The organism is Cryobacterium sp. BB736 (assembly GCF_014980265.1).
Taxonomy (GTDB): domain Bacteria; phylum Actinomycetota; class Actinomycetes; order Actinomycetales; family Microbacteriaceae; genus Terrimesophilobacter.
In genome coordinates, this window is the sequence record NZ_JABXWQ010000001.1 from 1,287,115 (window position 1) to 1,308,678 (window position 21,564).

The 21,564-nt window shown below is 67.5% G+C and carries 20 protein-coding genes; 15 read left to right on the forward strand and 5 right to left on the reverse strand.

Features of this window, described 5'->3' with window-relative positions; genetic code table 11:
• The first annotated feature begins 5 nt into the window (after positions 1 to 5).
• The 11 genes from IRG63_RS06285 to IRG63_RS06335 all read left to right on the forward strand — a co-directional run bounded on the left by IRG63_RS06285 (position 6) and on the right by IRG63_RS06335 (position 11,319).
• Entirely contained in the window at positions 6 to 1,172 is a 1,167-nt protein-coding gene (locus IRG63_RS06285; RefSeq protein ID WP_193509513.1) for an MFS transporter, read from the forward strand.
• A 136-nt stretch (positions 1,173 to 1,308) separates the two neighbouring features.
• On the forward strand, positions 1,309 to 2,175 hold the full coding sequence (locus IRG63_RS06290) for a branched-chain amino acid ABC transporter permease (protein ID WP_168626329.1): 867 nt from the start codon (positions 1,309 to 1,311) through the stop codon (positions 2,173 to 2,175).
• Complete coding sequence (locus IRG63_RS06295) at positions 2,172 to 3,191, forward strand: branched-chain amino acid ABC transporter permease (protein ID WP_168626330.1); 1,020 nt, start codon at positions 2,172 to 2,174, stop codon at positions 3,189 to 3,191. Before IRG63_RS06290 ends, IRG63_RS06295 begins: the two co-directional genes overlap by 4 nt.
• Before the next feature lie 13 nt (positions 3,192 to 3,204).
• Complete coding sequence (locus IRG63_RS06300; RefSeq protein WP_227411736.1) at positions 3,205 to 4,488, forward strand: ABC transporter substrate-binding protein; 1,284 nt, start codon at positions 3,205 to 3,207, stop codon at positions 4,486 to 4,488.
• Positions 4,489 to 4,502: 14 nt separating this feature from the next.
• Entirely contained in the window at positions 4,503 to 5,294 is a 792-nt protein-coding gene (locus IRG63_RS06305; protein WP_193509514.1) for an ABC transporter ATP-binding protein, read from the forward strand.
• 8 nt (positions 5,295 to 5,302) lie between these two features.
• Positions 5,303 to 6,007 carry an ABC transporter ATP-binding protein gene (locus IRG63_RS06310; protein WP_349236162.1) on the forward strand — a complete coding sequence of 235 codons (705 nt, stop codon included), beginning with the start codon at positions 5,303 to 5,305 and terminating at the stop codon, positions 6,005 to 6,007.
• A gap of 20 nt (positions 6,008 to 6,027) precedes the next feature.
• Positions 6,028 to 7,677 (forward strand): amidohydrolase, encoded by a 1,650-nt coding sequence (locus tag IRG63_RS06315; RefSeq protein ID WP_193509515.1) that lies wholly within the window; start codon positions 6,028 to 6,030, stop codon positions 7,675 to 7,677.
• Positions 7,678 to 7,700: 23 nt separating this feature from the next.
• A complete protein-coding gene (locus IRG63_RS06320; RefSeq protein ID WP_168626335.1) occupies positions 7,701 to 8,165 on the forward strand; it encodes a RidA family protein in 465 nt (154 codons plus the stop codon).
• A 99-nt stretch (positions 8,166 to 8,264) separates the two neighbouring features.
• Positions 8,265 to 9,200: an NAD(P)-dependent oxidoreductase gene (locus IRG63_RS06325; RefSeq protein WP_168626336.1), complete on the forward strand. Its 936-nt coding sequence runs from the start codon at positions 8,265 to 8,267 to the stop codon at positions 9,198 to 9,200.
• Entirely contained in the window at positions 9,200 to 10,507 is a 1,308-nt protein-coding gene (locus IRG63_RS06330) for a Xaa-Pro peptidase family protein (RefSeq protein WP_168626337.1), read from the forward strand. Before IRG63_RS06325 ends, IRG63_RS06330 begins: the two co-directional genes overlap by 1 nt.
• A 5-nt stretch (positions 10,508 to 10,512) precedes the next feature.
• Positions 10,513 to 11,319, forward strand: coding sequence for an alpha/beta fold hydrolase (locus IRG63_RS06335; protein WP_168626338.1), 807 nt, complete (start codon positions 10,513 to 10,515; stop codon positions 11,317 to 11,319).
• A 13-nt stretch (positions 11,320 to 11,332) separates the two neighbouring features.
• Here the strand turns inward: IRG63_RS06335 and IRG63_RS06340 are convergent, their stop codons facing one another.
• Positions 11,333 to 11,635: a Dabb family protein gene (locus IRG63_RS06340; RefSeq protein WP_193509516.1), complete on the reverse strand. Its 303-nt coding sequence runs from the start codon at positions 11,633 to 11,635 to the stop codon at positions 11,333 to 11,335.
• 98 nt (positions 11,636 to 11,733) lie between these two features.
• Here IRG63_RS06340 and IRG63_RS06345 point away from each other — a divergent pair, with 98 nt between their 5' ends.
• Positions 11,734 to 12,399, forward strand: a complete 666-nt coding sequence (locus IRG63_RS06345) for a cupin domain-containing protein (RefSeq protein WP_168626340.1) — start codon at positions 11,734 to 11,736, stop codon at positions 12,397 to 12,399.
• Positions 12,396 to 13,016, forward strand: coding sequence for a cupin domain-containing protein (locus IRG63_RS06350; protein WP_193509517.1), 621 nt, complete (start codon positions 12,396 to 12,398; stop codon positions 13,014 to 13,016). Before IRG63_RS06345 ends, IRG63_RS06350 begins: the two co-directional genes overlap by 4 nt.
• A 2-nt stretch (positions 13,017 to 13,018) precedes the next feature.
• Here IRG63_RS06350 and IRG63_RS06355 read toward each other — a convergent pair whose 3' ends face one another.
• The 3 genes from IRG63_RS06355 to IRG63_RS06365 are packed head-to-tail and all read right to left on the reverse strand — an operon-like array spanning position 13,019 to position 15,658.
• The gene (locus IRG63_RS06355; protein ID WP_193509518.1) at positions 13,019 to 14,395 is read right to left on the reverse strand and encodes an NADP-dependent succinic semialdehyde dehydrogenase; all 1,377 of its coding nucleotides are present in this window, start codon (positions 14,393 to 14,395) and stop codon (positions 13,019 to 13,021) included.
• Between the two features lie 28 nt (positions 14,396 to 14,423).
• Positions 14,424 to 15,104, reverse strand: coding sequence for a GntR family transcriptional regulator (locus tag IRG63_RS06360; RefSeq protein ID WP_168626343.1), 681 nt, complete (start codon positions 15,102 to 15,104; stop codon positions 14,424 to 14,426).
• A gap of 14 nt (positions 15,105 to 15,118) precedes the next feature.
• Entirely contained in the window at positions 15,119 to 15,658 is a 540-nt protein-coding gene (locus IRG63_RS06365; protein ID WP_193509519.1) for a VOC family protein, read from the reverse strand.
• A 138-nt stretch (positions 15,659 to 15,796) separates the two neighbouring features.
• Here IRG63_RS06365 and IRG63_RS06370 point away from each other — a divergent pair, with 138 nt between their 5' ends.
• Entirely contained in the window at positions 15,797 to 17,986 is a 2,190-nt protein-coding gene (locus IRG63_RS06370) for a thiamine pyrophosphate-dependent enzyme (RefSeq protein ID WP_193509520.1), read from the forward strand.
• Positions 17,986 to 19,269 (forward strand): pyruvate dehydrogenase complex dihydrolipoamide acetyltransferase, encoded by a 1,284-nt coding sequence (locus tag IRG63_RS06375; protein ID WP_193509586.1) that lies wholly within the window; start codon positions 17,986 to 17,988, stop codon positions 19,267 to 19,269. Before IRG63_RS06370 ends, IRG63_RS06375 begins: the two co-directional genes overlap by 1 nt.
• Before the next feature lie 138 nt (positions 19,270 to 19,407).
• Here IRG63_RS06375 and IRG63_RS06380 read toward each other — a convergent pair whose 3' ends face one another.
• Positions 19,408 to 21,537: an MMPL family transporter gene (locus tag IRG63_RS06380; RefSeq protein WP_193509521.1), complete on the reverse strand. Its 2,130-nt coding sequence runs from the start codon at positions 21,535 to 21,537 to the stop codon at positions 19,408 to 19,410.
• Positions 21,538 to 21,564 lie beyond the last annotated feature (27 nt).

A 21,564-nucleotide genomic window follows, 5' to 3' on the forward strand; every position in this document is an offset into this window, starting at 1 on the left:
CTTCAATGGGCAGGATGCTGCCGGCGGGCATCATCCTGCCCTTCGCCGTCTTCTGGCAGACCTTCGATCGCTCACTCGTGCTGCCGCTCGTCCCGGTGGTGGCGCGAGAGTTCGGGACCTCGATCGCGGCAGCCGGTTCGGCGATCACGCTGCACGCGCTCGCCTATGCGATCCTGCCGCTGCTGTGGGGTCCGCTCTCGACCCGGTGGGGTCGCGTCCGGGTACTGACGGTGTCGACCGCGATCGGTGCGATTGCGAGTTTGGCGAGTGCCGTGGCACCGGACATCGTGACGTTCGTCATCGCGCGTGCGCTGGCGGGCATCGCATTCGCGGCGACGTTCCCCGCGGTGCTGGTGTACTTCGGCGACACCGTGCCGCTCGGCCGACGCTCGGCCGCGATGTCCAACCTCGCGACAGCCGCCGCCTTGGGTATCGCCTCGGGGGTCCTCGGCGCCGGGGCGATGGCGGAATGGACCTCCTGGCGGTTCATCTTCGGCGGCTTCGCGGTTGTCGCTGCCCTGCTGGTCCCCGCGCTCGCGACACTGCCTCCGGCCGGTGACCACCGGGGAGAGCGGGTGCGCTTGCAGCTGGCGAGTCTGGTGCGCAACCGGTGGGCGCTGTGGCTGTACACGCTCACCGCGCTGGAGGGGTTCCTGCTCATCGGCGTCTTCAACCTGCTGCCGGTGGTGCTGCAGCAGACCGGCGAGGGCGTGTTCGTGTCGGGGCTCGTAACCGCGTCGTTCGGTGTCGCGGTCGTCGTTGTCAGCCAACTCATGAAGCTCGTCGTCGGACGAACCCCGGCGTGGCTGCTCATGCTTGCGGCCGGTGTGACGGCGGTCGCGGCGTTCGCGGTGATGGTGGCCGGGGTGTCGCTGCTTGCGGTGCTCATCGGCGCGACATTCATCGGCGTCGCGTGGGCGCTCGGTCACACGACCCTGCAGACCTGGATGACCGATGCTGCGGCCGACGCGCGTGCGCTGGGCATGACATTCTTCGCGATCTCGCTCATGGCGGGCGCATCGCTTGGTGCCGCGGCCGGGACCATGGCCGCGGACCAGCATGCATTCGGATCTCTTTTCGCCATCTCGCTCGCCGGTGCCGTGGTATTCGGCGTCGCCGGCACACTGTCGAGGGCCCGCTACCGCCCCGCGGCAGAGCGCATCCCATGGTGAGTAGACAGGGTTGTGTACAGTGACAGTTCATGTCAATGTGCAGTCCGACTTGACACTTGCGCAATCGGTTGCTTGACTCTCCGAAACAAGTAATTCCCTGGCCCGACCCCGACGATGTGGAAGGTTTGAGAACCCGGTGTTCACACCCGTATTCCTGGCCGAGCAGACGCTCAACGGACTGAGCTTCGGCGCGCTGCTCTTCTTGCTGGCCAGCGGCCTCACGCTCGTATTCGGCCTCATGCGTATCGTCAACCTGGCGCATGGGGCGTTCTACATGATCGGCGGGTATCTCGGCGTCGTCGTCGCAGGCCTGACCGGCAACCTCCTGCTCGCGGTGCTCACCGGCGTGGTCGTCGTCGCGGTGACGGCCTTCATCGTCGAGGTCGTGCTCCTGCGCTTCGTCCGTGGCCAGGAACTGCCAGAGGTGCTGCTCACAGTCGGCGTCTCATTCGTCATCGCTGACCTGTGCCTGGCGATCTTCGGCGGCGACCCGCACTCGTTGCCGTCGTCGGCCGGAATCCAGGGATCCATGACCGTTGGCGACCTGACCTACCCGTGGTACCGCATCTTCGTCATCGGCATCGCAATCGCTATCGGGATCGCGCTCATCGTGATCCAGAACCGCACACGCATCGGCGCGGTCGTGCGTGCGGGTGTCGACGACCGCGAGATCATCTCGGCGATGGGCGTGAACATCGGCTGGGTCTTCACCGGCATGTTCGTCGTCGGTGCCGCCCTCGCGGCGATCGGCGGCACCATCGGCGCCGGTGTCCGCAGCATCGCTCCGGGCATCCAGGATGAGGTGCTCTTGTATGCGCTCGTCGTCGTCATCATCGGCGGCCTCGGCAGCGTGACCGGAGCAGCCGTCGGCAGCGTGCTCATCGGCCTGATCGACGCGTTCGCCAAGGCCTGGATCCCTGAGCTGTCGTACTTCACCATCTTCGCGCCGATGGCGCTCGTGCTCGTGCTCCGGCCGACCGGACTGTTCGGGAGGACAACATGACCCGCACCCGCGCCATCAGCGGCGGCGCGATCGTCGCGCTGCTCGCCGTCGCCGTCGCCCTCCCGTACATCGGAGCCACGTCGTACGTCATCTCTCTCGTCTCGACGATCCTCATCGCCGGAATGCTCGCCTCGAGCCTCAACTTCCTCATCGGCGACGCAGGGATGGCGTCACTCGGGCACGGCGCGATTGCCGCGGCCTCCGCCTATGGCGCTGGGTGGGCGTCGAAGCAGGGCCTGGATCCTGGAACGCAGGTGCTCATCGCGCTCGGCATCACCCTCGTCGTGTCGTTCATGTACGGCATCCTGTCGATGCGCACGAGCGGAATCTACTTCCTCATGGTCACGCTCGCGCTCGGCATGGTCGTCTACGGTTTGGCCTTCCGCTGGTCGCAGGTGACGGGCGGAGAGAACGGGATTTCCGGCATCAAGCGCCCGGAGTTCATCGGCGAGTGGTGGACCTTCTACTACTTCCTGGTGGGCGCGTTCGTCCTCACGACTGCGCTGCTCGCGGTTGTCAGCCGCTCGCCGTTCGGCGCGAGCCTGCGCGGCATCCGTGACAGCGAGACGCGCATGCGCAGCCTCGGCTACTCTGTGCCCGCCTACCGCCTCGGCGCGTTCATGATCTCGGGTACGGTAGCGGGCTTCGCCGGACTGCTTTCGGTCTGGCTCACCCACTTCGTGAGCCCGTCGACGGCTGGCGTGCACAAGTCGGTGCTGCTCATCGTCATGGTCATCCTCGGTGGCGTCGGCACGGTGTTCGGGCCGCTGATCGGCGCTGCGGTCGTCGTTCTGGTCGAGAACGTGCTCTCCAACGAGGTTGAGCGCTGGCCAACCGTGCTCGGCCTGATCTTCATCCTCGTGATCCTGTTCGCACGTGCGGGCATTGTCGGCAGCTTCAACAAGCTCATTGGGCGCTTGAAGCGGCGGGCAACCAGCACCCCAAGTCCGCCAGCTGAAGCAGAGCTGGTCACACCGTCCGGCGCACCCGTGTCCGAACGCAATCACACCGCATAAGAAAGGAAACCCGATGATGTCAAAGAAGATGTCGCCTCGAGGGCGCTGGTCCGCGATCGTCGGCCTCGGTGCCGCAGCGGCGCTCGCTCTCACAGCATGCGCGCCCCCTGGGGCAAGCCCGTCCGGGGACGACGCGAACGAGGACACCAGCACCCTGAAGGTCGGTTACATCTCGCCGATCACGGGCAACTTCGCCATCGCCGGTCAGGAGATGGTGGATGGCTGGAACCTCTACTGGGAGGTCAACGGCGACGAAGTCAACGGCGTGACCGTCGAGACGGTCGTCGAAGACGACGCGGGCAACCCCGAGGTCTCGCTCACCAAGGCGAAGAAGCTCGTCGAGCTCGACGAGGTCGACGTCGTAGTCGGTCCGCTGCTGGCCAACACTGCGCTGGCGGTCGCGGCCTACACCTCCAGCGTCGGCGTTCCGAACCTGCACCCGGTCGCCGCAGCAGACGACCTGACCCAGCGGTCCGCGAACGACTTCACGGTGCGCACCGGATCGATGTCCGCATCGCAGATGCACTTCCCGGGCGGCGTCTGGGCCGGCGATGAGGGCTACAAGACGGCCGTCACCCTGTGCCCCGACTACGCGTTCGGCTGGGAATCCTGCGCAGGCTTCAAGCAGGGCTTCGAGCAGAACGGCGGTGAGGTCACCGCGCAGTACTGGTACCCGAACGGCACGTCCGACTTCTCCACCTACGTGTCCCAGATCCGCGCAGCGGGAGCGGACATCGCGTTCGTGACCACTGCAGGTGGCGCGCCCGGCCCGGACTTCCTGAAGAGCTTCATGGGTCTCGGCCTTGGTGACACGCAGGACCTGCTGATGAACTGCTGCTCGCTCGACCAGGCGACCCTGCGTGCGCTCGGTGACGACGTCCTGGGCTTCCACTCGGTCAGCAACTGGGCCGAGGGTCGCGACAGCGACGTTGTGCGCGAGTTCAACGATGCCTACGGCGCCAAGTTCGACGGAAAGATCCCGTCGCTGAACGTGGCCGGCGGCTACATGACCGCGAGCCTGGTTGCCAAGGTGCTGGAACAGCACGGCTACGTGAGCGGCGACGACCTGGTTGCGGCGATCTCGTCCCTCACCGTCGAGGACAGCATCCTCGGCGCGGTGTCGTTCGACAAGTACCACAACCCCATCGCTCCGGTCTACATCCGCGAGGTGCAGGAGATCGACGGCAAGCTGTACAACGTGCCGATCAAGACCTTCGACGCGGTGGACCAGTGGCTGGGCAAGACCCCTGAAGAGGTTCTCGCCCACGAGTCCTACTCGCAGAGCTTCCAGGGCTAATGAGTAACGCGACGATGTCGGCGACGGTCCCGGGCCCGCAAGGGTCCGGGGCCGGCGCCCCCGCGCTCGTCATCTCCGGGCTCGGGAAGCGTTACGGCGGCGTACAGGCCGTCGATGGGATTTCGCTCGAGCTGGGACCGAACGAGCGCATCGGGGTGATCGGACCGAACGGTGCTGGCAAGACCACGCTGTTCAAGATGATCGCCGGCGACGTCGCTCCCACCACAGGAACGGTCGAGCTGTTCGGAAACGACGTGACGCGCACCGGCACGGCACGTCGTGCCCGGATGGGCGTCGGCCGCACGTTCCAGGTATCCAACCTGTTCCGTGACATGTCGGTGATCGACAACGTGCGTGTTGCCGCCCGCGGTGGCAGCAGCAAGGCGCGCATCTTCTGGTGGCCGCAACTGCCGACCGACGATGTGTCGCAGCGCGCGGGGGAGGCGCTGGAGTCCGTCGGTCTCATCGACCGCCGCGACGACCAGGTGTCGGATCTGTCGCACGGCGAGCAGAGGCAGCTGGAGATCGCAATGGCCCTCGCCAGCGAGCCGAAACTGCTGCTCCTCGACGAACCGGCGGCGGGACTCTCAGCCGCGGAGCGGACGACGCTGAGGCAGCTGATCGAAGAGCTGCCGCGGACGTTGCCCATCCTCCTCATCGAGCACGATATGACCCTCGCCCTCGGGCTCACCGACCGGGTCATGTGCATGGAGAACGGCCGTCACGTCGTGACCGGTACCCCTGACGAGGTCCGCGAGCACGAGACGGTCAAGGAGATCTACCTCGGAAGGCGTGACAAGAAGTGACTTTGGACGTGACGGGCCTGCACGTCGGCTACGCGACGGCGAAGGTGCTCCACGGCGTCGACCTCACGGTCGGCCGTGGGGAGAGCATCGCCCTGCTCGGGCGCAACGGCATGGGCAAGACCACCCTGGTCCGAGCGATCTGCGGGCTGCGTCCTCCGACGATCACGGCGGGCTCGATCAAGTACGACGGCGTCGACATCTCCCGGAAGACCAGCTTCCAGGTGTCGAGGGCGGGTATCGCCCTGGTTCCGCAGGGTCGGCGGGTGTTCGGCTCGCTCACCACTTACGAGAACCTCACGGTCGTGCCGCGGCGCCGCGCTGCGTCCAAGGATGACCCATGGACGGTTGAGCGGGTTTTCGACTTCTTCCCACGGCTCGCCGAGCGGTCGAAGTCCATGGCCCGGTCGCTGTCCGGGGGCGAGCAGCAGATGCTCGCAATCGGCCGTGCGCTGATGACCAACCCGAGCCTGCTCATCATGGATGAGCCGAGTGAGGGGCTCGCGCCCAGCGTGCTGGATGTCATCCAGGACCGGCTGGCCGGTTTGAGCGCGTCGGGACTCTCCATCCTGATCGCGGAGCAGAACGTCGACCTCGCGCTCGACATCGCCAGCAGGGTCGTCGTGATCGACGACTCGGGCACGATCGCCTGGAACGGCAGCTCGGACGCGCTTCGCTCTGACAGTGCCGCGCTCGAACAGCACCTGAGTATCTGACAGGAGCGAGAGGGATGTCGATGCCAGCGCCGACCGGAAGCATTCCGGTGGTGGATCTCGTGCTCCGCGGGGGACGGATCTCCACCTTCGCCGACCCAGAACAGGGTGCGCGCGAGGTGGAGGCGATCGCCATCGCCGGTGGCCGCGTGGTCGCGGTTGGCAGCGACGCCGAGCTGGCTGCACACGCGGAACTGACTGAACGGGTCATCGAACTCGACGGTCGTCGCGTCATCCCCGGCCTCAACGACTCCCACATCCACGCGGTCCGCGGTGGGGTGTCCTGGACGCGTACCGTCCATTGGGAGGACGTGCGGTCGATCGGCGACGGGTTGGAGCTCATCCGTAAGGACGCGGCCCGCCGCGGCCCGGGCGAGTGGGTCAGCGTCGTCGGCGGCTGGCACTCCTCGCAACTCGCCGAGGGTCGCGCCCCGACCAGGGCAGAGCTTGATGCCGTCGCACCAGACAACCCGGTGTACGTCCAGGAGCTCTACGACCTCGGTGTGCTGAACAGCGCGGGCCTTGCGGTCTGCGGCTGGACCGACTCCTCCGACGACCCGGCGCGCGGTCGGCTCGACCGCGACGATGACGGCCGACTCACCGGCCGAATCCACGGTGTCGGGGCGTTCTCGGTTCCGCTCGCGGTCGCGCTCGACGCCGACGCGGCCGAGTCGGAAGACGGCGTGCGCGCGATGTTCGCGGCGTTCGCCCGGCACGGCCTGACCGGTGTTGTGGACGGCGGCGGGCTGCTGGTGACCCCACGCGACTACGACCCGATCTACGCGGTGTGGCGTCGCGGCGAACTCGACGTCCGCGCTCGGATCTTCCTGTCCGCCTGGACCCGCGGCGGTGAGGTCGCCGACATCGAGCAGCTCACGGCTCTCCTGCAGCCGGAGAGCGGTGACGGCATGCTCCGTATCGCAGGCATCGGCGAGATCCCGCATCTCGGTTGCCACGACATGGAGGGCCTCGACCCGTTCACCCTGACCGACCAGTCCCATGCGGAGCTGGTGGAGATCGTGCGGCTGTGTGCCGAGCGGGGCTGGCGCATGAGCATCCACGCTGTCCTCGACTACACCCTCGGCCGGATCCTCGACGCGTGGGAGCGGGTCGAGGAGGAGACCGGCCTGGTCGCGGGCCGTGGGTTCTCGATCGTGCACGCCGACGAGGCCTCCCGAGACAACCTTGGGCGGCTCGCGCGGCTGGGGGCGGGAGTGCTCGTGCAGAGCCGCCTCGTTCTCAAGGGCTCCGACTACGTCGCCGTGTGGGGTGAGGAAGCCACCACGGCAGCGCCGCCCATCGGCGACCTGCGGGAGCTGGGCATCCCCGTCGGCGGCGGAACGGATGCGACCCGCGCCAACTGGTTCTCGCCGTGGTCGGCGATCTGGTGGCTCGTCACGGGCGGCACGCTGGACGGTGTCGGCATCCGCGGTGAGCGGCACCGGATGTCCCGCGAGCAGGCGATCGCCGCGTACACGCGGGATGCTGCCTGGTTCACCGGTGAGACCGGCCATCGCGGCCGGCTGCTGCCCGGCTACGACGCGGACCTGTGCGTGCCAACTCTCGATCCTTTCGCATGCTCGGATGACGAGCTCCGCGACATCCTCAGCGACCTCACCGTCATGGACGGTCGCATCACCCACGACTCCGGCGCACTCGCCGCGAATCGATAGAACCACCGAAGCTGGAGGCAGACATGACTGAAATCCCCGCGCCGCGCCGAGTCGGCAACGCTGACATCATCCACCACGAGGGCTATGACGACTCGATCGTCAGCCCATTCGTGCCCGCGATCCGCACCGTCTCCAACGCTCGGCTCGTGTTCATCAGCGGTGTGACCGGCGCGCCGGTCTACCATGACCACCCGCACGTCGCCGAGGTATTCGATGCGATGCCGATGGACGCGCAGGGACAGGTCACCAACGCCTTCGACCACCTCGACCAGGCGCTCAAGGCTGCAGGATGCGAGCGGCACGATGTCGTCAACATGATCAGGTTCTTCTCGAACATCGACGAGGACCAGGACGTGGTCAACAAGCACCAGAAGGAGTGGTTCGGCGGTCACATCCCGACGAGCACGACCGTCGAGGTGGTGCGCTTTGCGACCGACCCGCGCTTGCGCTTCGAGTTCCACGTCGTCGCTGCCGCTCCGGCTTCCTGAGCCCGCCGAATTCGTACTACAGTTCCAAACACGCTTATATCCGCAATCGATTGCACCGCCACTCCGGCGGGACGCACCACACCTGAAGGAGTACTTGAAATGACTGAGACCAAACCCACCGTCGGATGGATCGGTGCCGGCCGTATGGGTTACCAGCTGGCCAAGCGCCTGCTGGACGCCGGCTACGACGTTGCCGTCTACAACCGCACGCGGGCCAAGGCTGAGCCGCTCACCGAATTCGGCGCCACGATCGTGGACCACCCCGTCGAGCTGGCCGGTCGCGACATCGTCTTCAGCATGGTGTCAGCGCCGAAGGACCTCGAGCAGGTCATGCTCGGCGAGAACGGCCTGCTCACCGACACCGAGCGTGCCCCGAAGATCATCGGAGACGCGTCCACGGTGTCCGTCGAGGTGAGCGAGAAGGTCCGCGCCGTCGCCGAGTCCCGCGGCACCGGGTTCCTGGCCACGCCGGTCTCCGGCAACCCGAAGGTGATCGCGGTGGGCAAGCTCACGGTCGCCGCCTCCGGCCCGCGCGAGGTCTTCGACGTCGCCGAGCCGCTGCTTGCGACCTGGGGCCGCGGCGTCACCTATGTCGGTGAGGGCGAGGTCGCACGCATCGTCAAGATCGCGCACAACGTGTTCCTCGGCGTCGTCATCCAGTCGATGGCGGAGATCACCGTGCTGGCTGAGAAGGCGGGCGTGAAGCGTGAGGACTTCCTCTCGTTCCTCAACGACTCGGTCATGGGTTCGGTGTTCTCGCAGTACAAGACGCCGGCGCTCGTGAACCTGGACTTCACCCCGACGTTCACCAACGTGCTGCTGCAGAAGGACTTCGACCTCGGCCTCGAGGCCGCACACGAGCTGGGTGTCGTCATGCCGGTTGCGAGTGTCACCCGCAACCTCGTCGCCCAGGAGGTCGGCAACGGCAATGTCGATCAGGACTTCGCGTCGCTCATCCTGACCGTTGCCGGCGGCTCTGGCCTCGACATCAAGTCCGAGAACGCTCAGGTGAGCGACGGCCTCGAGGTCGAGTGATGGGAGCGCACCACGGTCACGGCGGCAGCCGGGCGTTCGAGCGCCCGGTCTCCCGCCCGGCCGGGGTGCGCCCACTCGGCGCCCCCGGTCAGAATGCGGTCGACTACGAGCACCGCGTCGACTTCGATCGACTCCGGGACTACCGGCTCTCGCGTGCGAAGGCGGCACTGGAGGCGAGCGAGTGCGGGGCGTTCCTGCTGTTCGACTTCTACAACATCCGGTACACGACGCAAACCTGGATCGGCGGAGCGCTCGGCGACAAGATGATCCGCTACGCGCTGCTCATGCGTGGCCATGAGCCGATCCTCTGGGACTTCGGGTCGGCGGTGAAGCACCACAAGCTCTACTCCGACTGGGTGCCCGACGAGAACTACCGGGCCGGCTTCCTCGGCTTCAAGGGTGCTGTCGCGCCCGAGGGCGGCGCGGGACTCATGGTCGACGCGGTGGCGGAGATCAAGTCGCTGCTCACCGAGGCCGGGTTGGCGGATGCGCCGCTCGGCATCGACATCGTCGAGCCGCCGTTCCTGTTCGAACTGGAGAGGCAGGGCATCCGGATCGCGGATGCGCAGCAGCCGATGCTCGATGCGCGCGTGATAAAGAACCAGGACGAGATCATGCTGCTCAACCAGGCAGCAGCGATGGTCGACGGCGTCTATCAGGACATCGTCGACGCGCTCAAGCCCGGCGTGCGGGAGAACGAGATCGTTGCGCTCGCCAACAAGCGGCTGTACGAGTACGGCAGCGACCAGGTGGAGGCTATCAACGCGATCTCGGGGGAGCGGTGCAACCCGCACCCCCACAACTTCACCGATCGCATCATCCGCCCCGGAGACCAGGCGTTCTTCGACATCATCCACTCGTTCAACGGCTACCGCACGTGCTACTACCGCACGTTCGGTGTCGGTTGGGCGACCGAGAGTCAGCGCGACGCATACAAGCAGGCGCGCGAGTGGATGGATGCCGCGCTCGACGCGCTGCGACCGGGTGTCGGGACCGACCAGGTGGCGCAGGTGCTGCCGAAGGCAGAGGAGTTCGGGTTCGAGAATGAGCTCGCGGCGTTCGGACTGCAGTTCGCGCACGGCCTCGGACTCGGCCTGCACGAGAGGCCGATCATCTCGCGGCTCAACTCGATGAAGGATCCGGTGGAGTTGAAGGCGGGCATGGTCTTCGCGATGGAGACCTACTGCCCGGCCTCGGACGGCTCTTCGGCGGCGCGGATCGAGGAGGAGGTCGTGGTGACCGATTACGGCATCGAGGTCCTCACCAAGTTCCCCGCGCAGGAACTGTTCGTCGCCAACCCGTACTGATCCCGATGATCACCGTGGAGCGGCTGCACACGAGCCGAATAAGCCTGAACGCCCGGGTCGCCGGGAAGGGCGAGCTCGTGCTGCTGCTCCACGGGATCACCGCCGGTGCGGTCGTCTGGGATCCGGTGATCGCCGAACTTGCGCGTGATCACCGCGTTGTCGCGATCGACCAGCGGGGGCACGGCAGCTCGGAGCATCCGGACACCGGGTACACGGCCGACGACTATGTCGCCGACGTCGCGGCGGTGCTCGACGAGCTCGGACCGGCCCGCGCGGTCGTTGGCCATTCGCTGGGCGGGCGCAACGCGATCTTGGCGGGCGCGGCGATGCCGGAGCGCATCCGGGCGGTCGTCTCCGTCGATTACGCAGCCACGATCGAGAAGGGAGTCTTCGACTCCCTGCGAACCGCGCGGGGCGCGGGTGAGGGTGCGCTCCCGGATGCCGACAGTGTGCGCAGCGCCATCCGCGCGCGCTCGGCGCTGCTCCCGGATGACGCGGTCGAGCGTCGCGCCGAGCACCTGTTCGCCGCGGCTGATGGCGGCTACCGGCCACTGGCGTCCGCGGCGGCGATCACTCAAACGCTCGAGACCATGGATGTCGATTTGGCACCGGCGCTTGGTGGCAGCACGGTCCCGATGCTGCTGATCCGCGGAAGCCGGAGCCCGTTCCTGAGCGAGGCGGCCTTCATTCGGAGCCTGTGGCTGCGTCACGACCTCTTCGGCGCAGTGGTGGCCGGCGCCGACCACTTCGTCCCTGAAGAGCGGCCGGCGGAGGTCACCCGGCTGATCCGTCAGTTCATCGCGAGAAACTGAACCGCGGGCCGTGTCAGAGCTCGTAGTCCACGACAGCCTTGTCGCGGCTCACGCGCGGGATCACGTTCTGCAGCACCCGGACATGCTCCGGATGCGCCTGGTACGCCGCAAGCGCCTCCCACGAGTCGTGCTCGCTCACAAGTGCCGCGTGCCAGTGGAAGTCGATTCCGCTGCCATCGGCCACGATCCGCAGCGATCGCACGCCGGGGATCACCTCGGCGAGCGGTTCGAGCGCGCCCGCGAGTTCGGCCACGCCATCCGCTCGGGCGGCCTCGTCGTCGCCGGCAATCTTGAATAGGACAATGTGACGGATCATCTGCGCTCCACGGCTGGTTTCGGTGAACACTGTTCAGTGGCACGATACATTGAGTACGCACGGCTTGCGATGGGGAGGCCGGTGGGAGAGGACACGCGATGAATGCGGAACTAGGGCGACGGATACGGGAAGCCCGGCTCGCTCAAGGACTTAGCCTTCGCGCGACCGCGGCGCACGCCTCCGTCTCGCCGAGTCTGCTCTCCCAGGTCGAGACCGGCAAGGTCCAGCCGTCGGTGAGCACCCTCTACGCGATCGTCACCTTCCTCGGTCTGTCGGTTGACGACCTGCTCGACAACAAGCCGACGCCCGGAAGTCGTGGGAAGCCTCAGGGCGGCAAGCCCGTGCAGCACGGTGCTGACGCTCCCGTAATCGTGATGGAGAACGGCGTGACCTGGCAGCGCCTGGCCGTCATGGAGGCCGCCGGCGGCGTTGCTGGGGTGCTCGCCACCTACCAGCCGGGCGGCGCGAGTTCCGTGGACGAGTCGCACATGCGCCACGAGGGCGTCGAGTATGGCTACCTGATCGAAGGCGAGCTCACTCTCAAGCTCGACTTCGAGACGTACGTTCTGCGCGCGGGAGATTCCCTCTGCTTCGATTCGCGTCGGCCTCACTTCTACATCAACCGCACCGATTCGGTCGCCAGGGGCGTCTGGTACGTCGTCGGCGGAGTCGGCGCTGCACACGACCCGGGCGAGGTGCGAACGGCGGTCGACGTTCTCGATGCCATGAGCCGGATGCCGGTCGGTGGGGCAAGCGAGCGGTGAACGACTTGCAGTGGGATGTGATCGGCAACCGGGTGCGATCAGCTCGCGTCGCGGCTGGGATTTCAGCGCGCGAACTCGCACGCCGCATCGGCGTTTCTCCCAGCCACGTATCGCAAGTCGAGCGAGGCATCGGCGCGTTCAGCGTCCCAGCCCTGTACGCGGCCGCACGCGAGATCGACATCTCGCTGCACGACCTGTTCGACCCGCCGCAGGAGGCTCTGCCGGCGCCCGCGCCGGCAACGCTGCAAGACCTCGACGCCGACGGCGTGGTCCAGCGCGCCGGGCAGCACCCGACGATCCAGTTGAGCGACGGCCCCCGGTGGAGCCGGCTCAACGTGGCAGCGGAAGCGGATGCCGAATTCCTCGAGGTCATCTACCAGCCAGGGACCAGAGTCCTGCCCGACTACATCCGGCACGAGGGTCGGGAGTACGGGATCGTCATCTCGGGCGCCCTGGACGTCGAGGTCGACGGCGTGCGAACGACCCTGAACGCGGGCGACTCGATCGTGTTCGACTCGCAGCGCCCGCACCGGTTCTGGAACGAGTCAGAGGCAGAGGTGCGCGCCATCTGGTTCGTTCGCGACAGCGAACCAGGTGACGCGGCACCTCACGCCTGAGCTCAGCCCTTCCAGATGCTCTTCAGGTTGGTGAACTCGCGCAGCCCCTCCGCGGACAGTTCCCGACCGACACCGGAGTCCTTGACTCCGCCGAACGGCAGCTCCGGGTAGGAGATCGACATGCCGTTGACGAACACGGCGCCCGCGTCGAGGCCGCGGACGAAGAACGCCTCGTCGTCCTCATCCTGCGTCCAGACCGCCGAACTCAAGCCGAAGGTCGTGTCGTTGGCGACGCGCAGCGCGTCCTCAGCGTCACTCGCACGGTACACCGCGGCCACCGGCCCGAATGCCTCCTCGGCGTACAGGCGCATGTCCTCGGTGATGCCGGTGATCACGGTGGGCGGGTAGAACCAGCCCGGACCGTCCAACGGCGCGCCACCGGTGGTGACCGTCGCCCCCTTGGCGGCGGCGTCCTCAACGAGTTCGGCGAGCTCTTCGCGACCGGATGCGGTCGCGAGCGGACCGACATCCGTGCCGTCGTCGAACGGGTCGCCGACAGTGAGCGCGGCCATCGCGGCGGTGAACTTCTGCACGAACGCGTCGTAGACATCCGTGTGCACGATGAAGCGCTTCGCGTTGATGCACGCCTGGCCGTTGTTGGCCGTGCGGGAGGCCACTGCGGTCGCGACCGCCTTATCCAGGTCGGCGCTCGGCATCACGATGAAGGGGTCGGAACCGCCCAGCTCGAGCACGACGTGCTTCACCTCGGAGCCGGCGATGGACGCCAGCGATCGCCCGGCTGGCTCGGAGCCGGTGAGCGTCGTCGCGACCACCCGGCGGTCGCGCAGCACACCCTCGACCCGCGATGCCGGAATCAGCAGCGACCGGAACGCACCCTCGGGGAACCCGGCCCGCTCGAACAGCGTGTCAAGGTACAGCGCGGCCTGCGGGACGTTGGAGGCGTGCTTGAGCAGCGCGGTGTTGCCGGCCATGAGCGCGGGCGCCGCGAACCGGATCACCTGCCAGATCGGGTAGTTCCACGGCATCACCGCGAGCACGACGCCGATCGGCTCGTGCCGGGTGTATGCGACCGAGGCGCCGACGACGCTCGGGTCCTCAAGTGACCGGCCGGTGAGGAATTCCTCGGCGTGCGCGGCGTAGAACCGCATGGTGTTGGCCGACTTGCGCACCTCGCCGCGCGCCTGCACGATCGTTTTGCCCATCTCGGTGGTGAGCATCCGGGCCGCGCTCTCGACTTCGGCTTCCAGCAGGTCGGCTGCCGCCCGCATCCAGTCGGCGCGCGATGCGATGGTGGTCGACTTCAGGGCACGGAAGGCCGAGTGCGCTTGCTCGATCCTGGCATCCACCTCCGCTTCGCTGTGCGCGTCGAACTCCTGCTCGACGACCCCTGTCGTCGGGTTGATGGTCGCGATGGCCATGTGGCTGCCTTTCGTTGTTGTCTGCGCGTCAGCGCGCGGTGATGGATTCGAACAGTTCCGGATGCCGGGAGAGCTGGCGCCTGGTGCGGCGGATGTGCCCGGCGAGCACCCGACCGGCGTCCTCGATGTCGCCGTCGGCCAGCGAGGAGACTATGAGGTGGTGCTCGTCGTGCACGATCCTCCTGGCATCGCCGCCGATCGAGCGGGTGTAGGCGCGGCGATACGGCTGGGTGGTGTTCCACAGCTTGACCACCAGCTCGCCGAGCTGTGACGTCTGGGCTCCCGCGTAGGAGCCGAGATGGAACTCGCGGTCGAGTTCGAGGAAGCGGTCGACGTCGTCGGTTGCCGCCATCTCGGTCGCCAGCGCGCCGAGGCGCTCGATGTCGGCCGCCTCGAGGGCCGGCGCGGAATAGCTCAACAGCAGGGGTTCGAGCGCCTCGCGCATCCGGTAGATCTCGTCGCACTCGGCGAGCGTGAGGGTTGAGACCCACGCGCCCGTGTTGGCGACCAGCCGCACCAGGCCGTCGTGCTCGAGGATGCGCAGCGCCTCCCTGGCCGGCACTCGACTGGCCCCGAACTGCTCGGCGACATCGACCTGGCGAATGCGCGTGCCGGGCGGGTAGTGCCCGCGCAGGATCTGCTCCCGGATCCGCTCTGCGATCCGCGCGCCGGCGTCGCCGTCCCTGGTGGCGCGCTCTGTAGTCGACATGCTTCGCGCGCCGCTCACTCTGCCGGCCGTGCCGGGTGCCACAGCAGCCGGTTGGCCGTGGCCTCGTACGCCTTGCCGTGCGGGAAGCTGACCAACTCGAACTGCATGCCCCATGGGCTGCGGAAGTAGACCCAGCGCTGACCCTCGGATGCACCGGCGCTCCGCACCGGTTCACCCATCACCTCAACGCCGTGCGAGCGCAGGAAGTCGACCGCAGCATCCATGTCATCGACGTAGATGGCCAGATGGTGCCCGCCGATGTCACTGTTGCTCGGGGGAACGGATGCCTGATCGTCGGCCGCGTCGTACTGGAACAGTTCGATGTTGCTGCCGTTGCCGAGGCGCAGGAAGCGGATCTCGCGGATGACGGTGCGCGGGTGCACACCCAGCTGCACCTGCATCCAGTCGTCGTCGTCCGAGCGCTTCGCGCCGAGCGTGTAGACAGGTTCTGCTCCGAGGATCTCGACGAAGAACTCTTCCGCCTCGTCGAGGTCCGGCACGGTGAAGCCGATGTGATCGGTGCCGCGCATTCCGGGTAGGCCGTGATTCGACATCGGTCCCCTCCTTCATTGGATTGCATCCATCATGCGGCATTTTTTGCCTGAGTGGGAGCATATCTGCGGTTTTCGTGGTGTAATTGCATCCAATCAACGTTCTTTGTTGGGTGAACCAGATGTGAGGAGCAGGCGACGATGCCGAAGACCAGACGCCAAGAGACCGGCGTTGACTGGATTGAACTGAGCACGACCCCAGCGGACTGGAAGGCAGCCGATCCTGCCTTGCTCGGCAGCATGCTCACGCAACTGCACCTCATCCGCGCATTCGAGGAGACCGTGCTCGAACTCGCCGGTGAGGGACTCGTACACGGCCCCGCCCACTCGAGCATCGGGCAGGAGGGCGGCGCGGTCGGTTCGATCATCAGCATGCGCTCGACCGACGCGGTCAACGGCTCCCACCGCGGACACCACCAGTTCCTCGCCAAGGCGCTCACCCACGTGAGCGACGGAACCCTCGACCCCGAGAACCCGGTCACGCCGGCGGTGCAGGAAGTGCTGCAGCGCACGCTGGCCGAGATCCTCGGCCTCGCGCAGGGCTACTGCCGCGGCCGCGGAGGCTCGATGCACTTGCAGTGGTTCGAGGCCGGAGCGCTCGGCACCAACGCCATCGTCGGTGGTGGCGCCCCGATGGCGACCGGCAACGCCTGGGCGCAGAAGCACTCGGGCACCAGCGACATCACCGTCAACTACTTCGGCGACGGCGCCAGCCAGATCGGCTCGGTGCTCGAGTCGATGAACCTGGCGGCGGCGTGGAAGCTGCCGGTGTGCTTCTTCATCGAGAACAACCTGTACGCCGTGTCGACCCATGCATCCGAAGCCACGGCCGACCCACGGTTCTCGGTGCGCGGCCAGGGCTTCGGCATCCCGTCCTGGCGCGTCGACGGCATGGACCCGCTCGCGGTGCACCTCGCCATGAAGCAGGCGGAGGAGCGGATGCGCGCCGGCGATGGCCCGGCGATCATCGAGGCCGAGGTCTACCGCTTCTTCCACCAGAACGGCCCATACCCGGGCAGCGCGTTCGGCTACCGCACCAAGGAAGAGGAAGCCCATTGGCGCGCACGCGACCCGCTCGAGCGCGTCGCCACGGAGATGACCGCTCGCAACCTCATCGACGCGGACCGCGTCGCCGCGTTGCGTGCTGCGGTGCAGGACGCGATGCGCGCGGCCACGGCAGAACTCCTCGAGGACGACCCGGAGAACGCGGGCAAGCGTCGCATTCGCCCCGAACTGTGGCCAGACCCCGGCTTCGTCAACGTCGGCGTCCGCGGGGATGCCAGCGAGCTGGAGACGCTTCAGGTCGCCGAGCCGACCGACCGCAGCGACGGCTGGCGCGAGGTCAAGTTCGTCGATGCGGTCGCCGAGGTGATGGACCGCCGGATGGAGCAGGACGAGCGCATCATCGTGATGGGCGAGGACGTGCACCGACTGAACGGTGGCACCAACGGTGCCACCAAGGGGCTCGCCAAGAAGTACGGCGGTGACCGGATCATCGGCACCCCGATCAGCGAGAACGGCTTCTTCGGGCTTGCAGGCGGCCTCGCGCTCGACGGGCGGTTCCGTCCCGTCGTCGAGTTCATGTACCCGGACTTCATGTGGGTCGCCGCCGACCAGGTCTTCAACCAGGTCGGAAAGGCCCGCCACATGTTCGGCGGTGACAACCCGGTGCCGCTCGTGCTGCGCACCAAGGTCGCGATGGGCTCCGGCTACGGCTCGCAGCACCTGATGGACCCGGCCGGCATCTTCGCCACCAACCCTGGATGGCGCATCGTCGCCCCGTCGTCGGCCGCCGACTACGTCGGCCTGATGAACGCGGCGCTCGCGCTGCAGGACCCGGTCCTGGTCATCGAGCACGTCGACCTGTACGGCACCGCAGACAAGGTGCCGGATGACGGCCTCGACTATGTGATCCCGCCCGGCACCGCGGCCATCCGCCGGTCCGGCAACGACGTCACGGTGATCAGCTACCTGTCCATGGTGGCGCACAGCCTCGAGGCGATCGAGCAGACCGGCATCGACGCGGAACTGATCGACCTGCGCTGGCTCGACCGGGCCTCCATCGACTGGGACACCATCGGCGATTCCATCAAGAAGACCAACAACGTGCTGATCGTCGAACAGGGCGCACAGGGGACGTCGTACGGCGCCTGGCTGGCCGACGAACTGCAACGCCGCTACTTCGACTGGCTCGACCAGCCGATCGAGCGGGTCACCGGCGGCGAGGCCAGCCCGAGCATCTCCAAGGTGCTCGAGCGCGCCGCGATCGCCCGCACGGAAGAGGTCGTCGCAGGACTGGAGAAGGTTCGCCGCGGATGGGGTGGTGAGTGATGGCCATCGTCATCCGGATGCCGGAGGTACTGACCGGCGCGACCGAGGCAGCCCTGCAAAGCTGGCTCGTGAAGCCGGGCGACACCATCGCCGTCGGCCAGACCATCGCCGAGGTGGAGACCGAGAAGGCCACCGTCGAGTACCAGGCAGAGGAGGCCGGCACGCTGGCCGGGGTCCTCATCGAGACCGGTGTTCAGGTTGATGTCGGCACGCCGATCGCGGTGCTGGCCGAAGCGGGGGAGTCGGCGGATGCCGCGCTCGCCGCGGCAGGCAAGCTCGGAACCGCCGTTCCGACGGAGAACTCCGAGGACAGCGCGGCAGCGGTCGACCCGGCGGCCGCGGTGAAGGCGGATGCACCAGCCAACGCCGCAGCAACCGCTCCGGTGGACGGGGCCGCCGCTGGTGCGGCCACCGCGACCGATCAGAGCCGGCGCTTCGCGAGCCCGCTCGTGCGCAGGCTCGCGCGCGAACGTGGACTGGACCTGAGCGCAGTGACAGGCAGCGGCCCGAGCGGCCGTATCGTGCGCCGCGACCTTGACGGGCTGGCCGCGGCACCGATCGCACCGGCAGCACAGGCCTCGGCTGCGCCGGCTGTGCCAACCGGCGGCTTCACCGACGTTCCGCACACCGGGATGCGCCGCGCGATCGCACGGCGGCTCACCGAGAGCAAGAGCACCATCCCGCACTACTACCTGAGTGCAGATTGTCGCGTGGATGCTCTGCTCGACCTGCGGAAGACGGTCAACGAGTTCGGCACCGACAAGGTGTCGGTGAACGACTTCGTGGTGAAGGCGGTCGCGGGCGCGTTCCGCGACGTGCCGGAGGCGAACGCGATCTGGACCGACACGGCCATCCGGCGCTTCGACGACGTCGACATCGCCATTGCCGTGGCGATCGAGGGCGGCCTGATCACGCCCGTCGTGCGCGCCGTGGACAAGCGGTCGCTGAGCGAGGTGAGCGCGGACATCCGGCAGCTCGCCGAGCGCGGTCGCACCGGCGGGCTCAAGCAGCACGAGCTCGAGGGCGGGTCGTTCTCGGTCTCGAACCTGGGGATGTACGGAACCACCGAGTTCTCGGCGATCATCAACCCGCCGCACTCGGGCATCCTCGCGGTCGGCGCGGCGACGCAGCGTCCGGTGGTCGTCGACGGTGAGCTGAGTGTGGCGACGGTCATGACCGTGACACTGTCGGCGGACCACCGGGTGCTCGACGGCGCGCTCGCCGCCCAGTGGCTCGCGGCGTTCGTGAAGCGCATAGAGAATCCCGTCAGCATTCTGGTGTGACGGGGGGAGAGGCGGTCGGCGCTTTCGGGTAGCGCCGGCCGCCTCGTACACCCTTGGGGTCGGTCACACCGACCTTGAGTTGCCCACTTCCGCCCCACTTTTCGCGTGAAACAGGGGCCGAAGTGGGCAACTCGGCGTTCAGCTCTCGCGCAAGCCCCAGCGCGCGTGCAGCCGCTTCATCCACCGCGGCGCCCACCACATGATGCGCTGTTGCCAGGTCATGAACGCCGGGACCAGCAGGCAGCGCACGACCGTCGCATCCAGCGTCACCGCGACCGCGAGGGCGACGCCGAGTTGCTTGATCACCATGAGGTCGCCGGTCGCGAAGCCCGCGAACACGACGACGATGATGAGCGCGGCGGATGAGATGATCCGGCCGGAGCGCTGCAGTCCGGTGGCGATGGCCTCGCGCGCGTCGACCCCGGCGTCCACCTGCTCCTTAATACGGGACAGGATGAACATCTCGTAGTCCATGGCCAGGCCGAAGCCGAACACCAGGGTGAGCAGCAGCACGAGCACATCGACGCCGTGCACGACATCGGGGTCGAAGTTCAGCGGCCCGGCGAAGTTGCCCTGCTCGAAGCCCCACACCAGCACGCCGATGGATGCGCCGAGGGAGAGCGCGCTGGCCACGAGCGCCTTGAGCGGCACGATGAGCGAACCGGTCATGAGGAATAGCAGCAGGATCGTGCCGAGGGCGATCACCAGCACCGCCCAGCCCGCGCTGCCGATCAGCGACTCGGAGAAGTCGACGGTGCGGGCGTCGGTTCCCGTGACCCAGTTCGGAAAGTCGGGGCGGTCAGAGCGGATGTCGTGGACGACCTCGATGCCGTCCGCCGGGTCCACCTGGACGTTCACGCGCCAACCGTCGCCCGACTGAGCCGGTGCCGTCACCGACTGAACCCCGGCGAGCGACTCGATGCCGGCTGCCCACGCTTCGGCGTCCGATTCGGTCTCGGTGACCAGTGCGACGCGCGGGGCGCGTGCATCCGGGAACTCGTCGGCGAGCGTTGTGATGAAGTCGTGCTGCGTCGAGGAGGCAGGGATCGCGTCGACGCTGGTGTTGGCGAGCTGCAGGTTCAGCAGCGGGCTGCCGACCGCGATGAGCGCAGCGGCGCACGCGAGTGTCACGAGAGCAGGTTGCCGTTGCACCTGCCGCGTCAGCCTCGAGAAGAAGCCGTCGTCCGGTGCGACATCGCCGAAGCGGGCGATCGGCTTGCCGATGAGCGGAATCCGGGTGAGCGATCCCGGCTTCGCCAGCCTGTCCCCGGCCAGCGACAGCAGCGCGGGGATCAGGGTCAGCGCCGAGAGGATGGCGATGACCGTGACAGCCAGGGCACCGACTCCGATGGCCCGCACGATGTTCGGCTCGAACACGAGCAGACCGAGGGAGGCGATACCGAACGTGGTGCCGGAGTAGAAGACCGTGCGGCCGGCGGTGTCCGCTGTCCTCGTGATGGCGTCGAGCCGGTGATCTCGGCCGAGCGGGCCGTGCGCGCGGTACTCCTCCCGAAACCGGCTGACCATGAGCAAGCCGTAGTCGATCGAGAGTCCCAAGCCGACGGCCGTGACGACGTTGACGATCGTGGTGTCGATGTCCATGACATAAGTGAAGGCGAACAGCGCGCCCAGAGCGCCGACGATCGCGGCGATCGCTCCGGCGAGCGGCATTCCCGCCGCGATGAACCCGCCGAACACCACGAGCATCACCACGAGCGCGATCGGCAGGGCGACCATCTCGCCGCGAGCGAGATCGTTCTCTGAGACCTTGACGATCGAATCGATGAGCAGGCTTCCGCCGCCGACCTCCACCGTGGCATCCGGGAACTCGGCGCGCAGGTCGTCTGCGGTGGCGAGCAACTCGGCGGCGACCTCGTCGACGAGCTTCGCGTCCGGATCCTCGCCGTCGACTCCCTCGATGGTGGCGGTGAACAGCACACCCTGGTCGTCGGCGGAGAACACCGGGGCGAGCTCTGGCAGCCGAGAACCGTCGGGGAGGGTTGGGACGATGAGCGGGTTCACGAAGTCGACGTGATCGAGCTTCGCCAGGCTGTCGCCCAGGGCGCTCGCCGCGCTCGCCAACTCGGGATCGCCGAGTTCGACGCCGTGCACCAGCAGCGTGAGAGATTCGGTCTCTTCGCCGTTGGCGCTCAGCAGCTCGTCGGCCTCGGCCGCTTCACCGTCCGCGCCGGGCGCCGCGCTGACCAGGCGTTCGAACAGGGAGTCGCCGGTTGCGCCGACCAGGGCCGTGGAGACGGCGATGGCCAAGACGACGATCCACCCGCACAGGGTGAG

What these genes read in the sequence shown, in the direction of transcription:
- IRG63_RS06330 (WP_168626337.1), top strand. Translation starts at nt 9,200, where the DNA reads ATGGGAGCGCACCACGGTCACGGCGGCAGCCGGGCGTTCGAGCGCCCG.
- IRG63_RS06345 (WP_168626340.1), top strand. Translation starts at nt 11,734, where the DNA reads ATGAATGCGGAACTAGGGCGACGGATACGGGAAGCCCGGCTCGCTCAA.
- IRG63_RS06340 (WP_193509516.1), bottom strand. Translation starts at nt 11,635, where the DNA reads ATGATCCGTCACATTGTCCTATTCAAGATTGCCGGCGACGACGAGGCC.
- IRG63_RS06370 (WP_193509520.1), top strand. Translation starts at nt 15,797, where the DNA reads ATGCCGAAGACCAGACGCCAAGAGACCGGCGTTGACTGGATTGAACTG.
- IRG63_RS06320 (WP_168626335.1), top strand. Translation starts at nt 7,701, where the DNA reads ATGACTGAAATCCCCGCGCCGCGCCGAGTCGGCAACGCTGACATCATC.
- IRG63_RS06305 (WP_193509514.1), top strand. Translation starts at nt 4,503, where the DNA reads ATGTCGGCGACGGTCCCGGGCCCGCAAGGGTCCGGGGCCGGCGCCCCC.
- IRG63_RS06335 (WP_168626338.1), top strand. Translation starts at nt 10,513, where the DNA reads ATGATCACCGTGGAGCGGCTGCACACGAGCCGAATAAGCCTGAACGCC.
- IRG63_RS06285 (WP_193509513.1), top strand. Translation starts at nt 6, where the DNA reads ATGGGCAGGATGCTGCCGGCGGGCATCATCCTGCCCTTCGCCGTCTTC.
- IRG63_RS06355 (WP_193509518.1), bottom strand. Translation starts at nt 14,395, where the DNA reads ATGGCCATCGCGACCATCAACCCGACGACAGGGGTCGTCGAGCAGGAG.
- IRG63_RS06300 (WP_227411736.1), top strand. Translation starts at nt 3,205, where the DNA reads ATGATGTCAAAGAAGATGTCGCCTCGAGGGCGCTGGTCCGCGATCGTC.
- IRG63_RS06325 (WP_168626336.1), top strand. Translation starts at nt 8,265, where the DNA reads ATGACTGAGACCAAACCCACCGTCGGATGGATCGGTGCCGGCCGTATG.
- IRG63_RS06360 (WP_168626343.1), bottom strand. Translation starts at nt 15,104, where the DNA reads ATGTCGACTACAGAGCGCGCCACCAGGGACGGCGACGCCGGCGCGCGG.
- IRG63_RS06295 (WP_168626330.1), top strand. Translation starts at nt 2,172, where the DNA reads ATGACCCGCACCCGCGCCATCAGCGGCGGCGCGATCGTCGCGCTGCTC.
- IRG63_RS06315 (WP_193509515.1), top strand. Translation starts at nt 6,028, where the DNA reads ATGCCAGCGCCGACCGGAAGCATTCCGGTGGTGGATCTCGTGCTCCGC.
- IRG63_RS06375 (WP_193509586.1), top strand. Translation starts at nt 17,986, where the DNA reads ATGGCCATCGTCATCCGGATGCCGGAGGTACTGACCGGCGCGACCGAG.
- IRG63_RS06365 (WP_193509519.1), bottom strand. Translation starts at nt 15,658, where the DNA reads ATGTCGAATCACGGCCTACCCGGAATGCGCGGCACCGATCACATCGGC.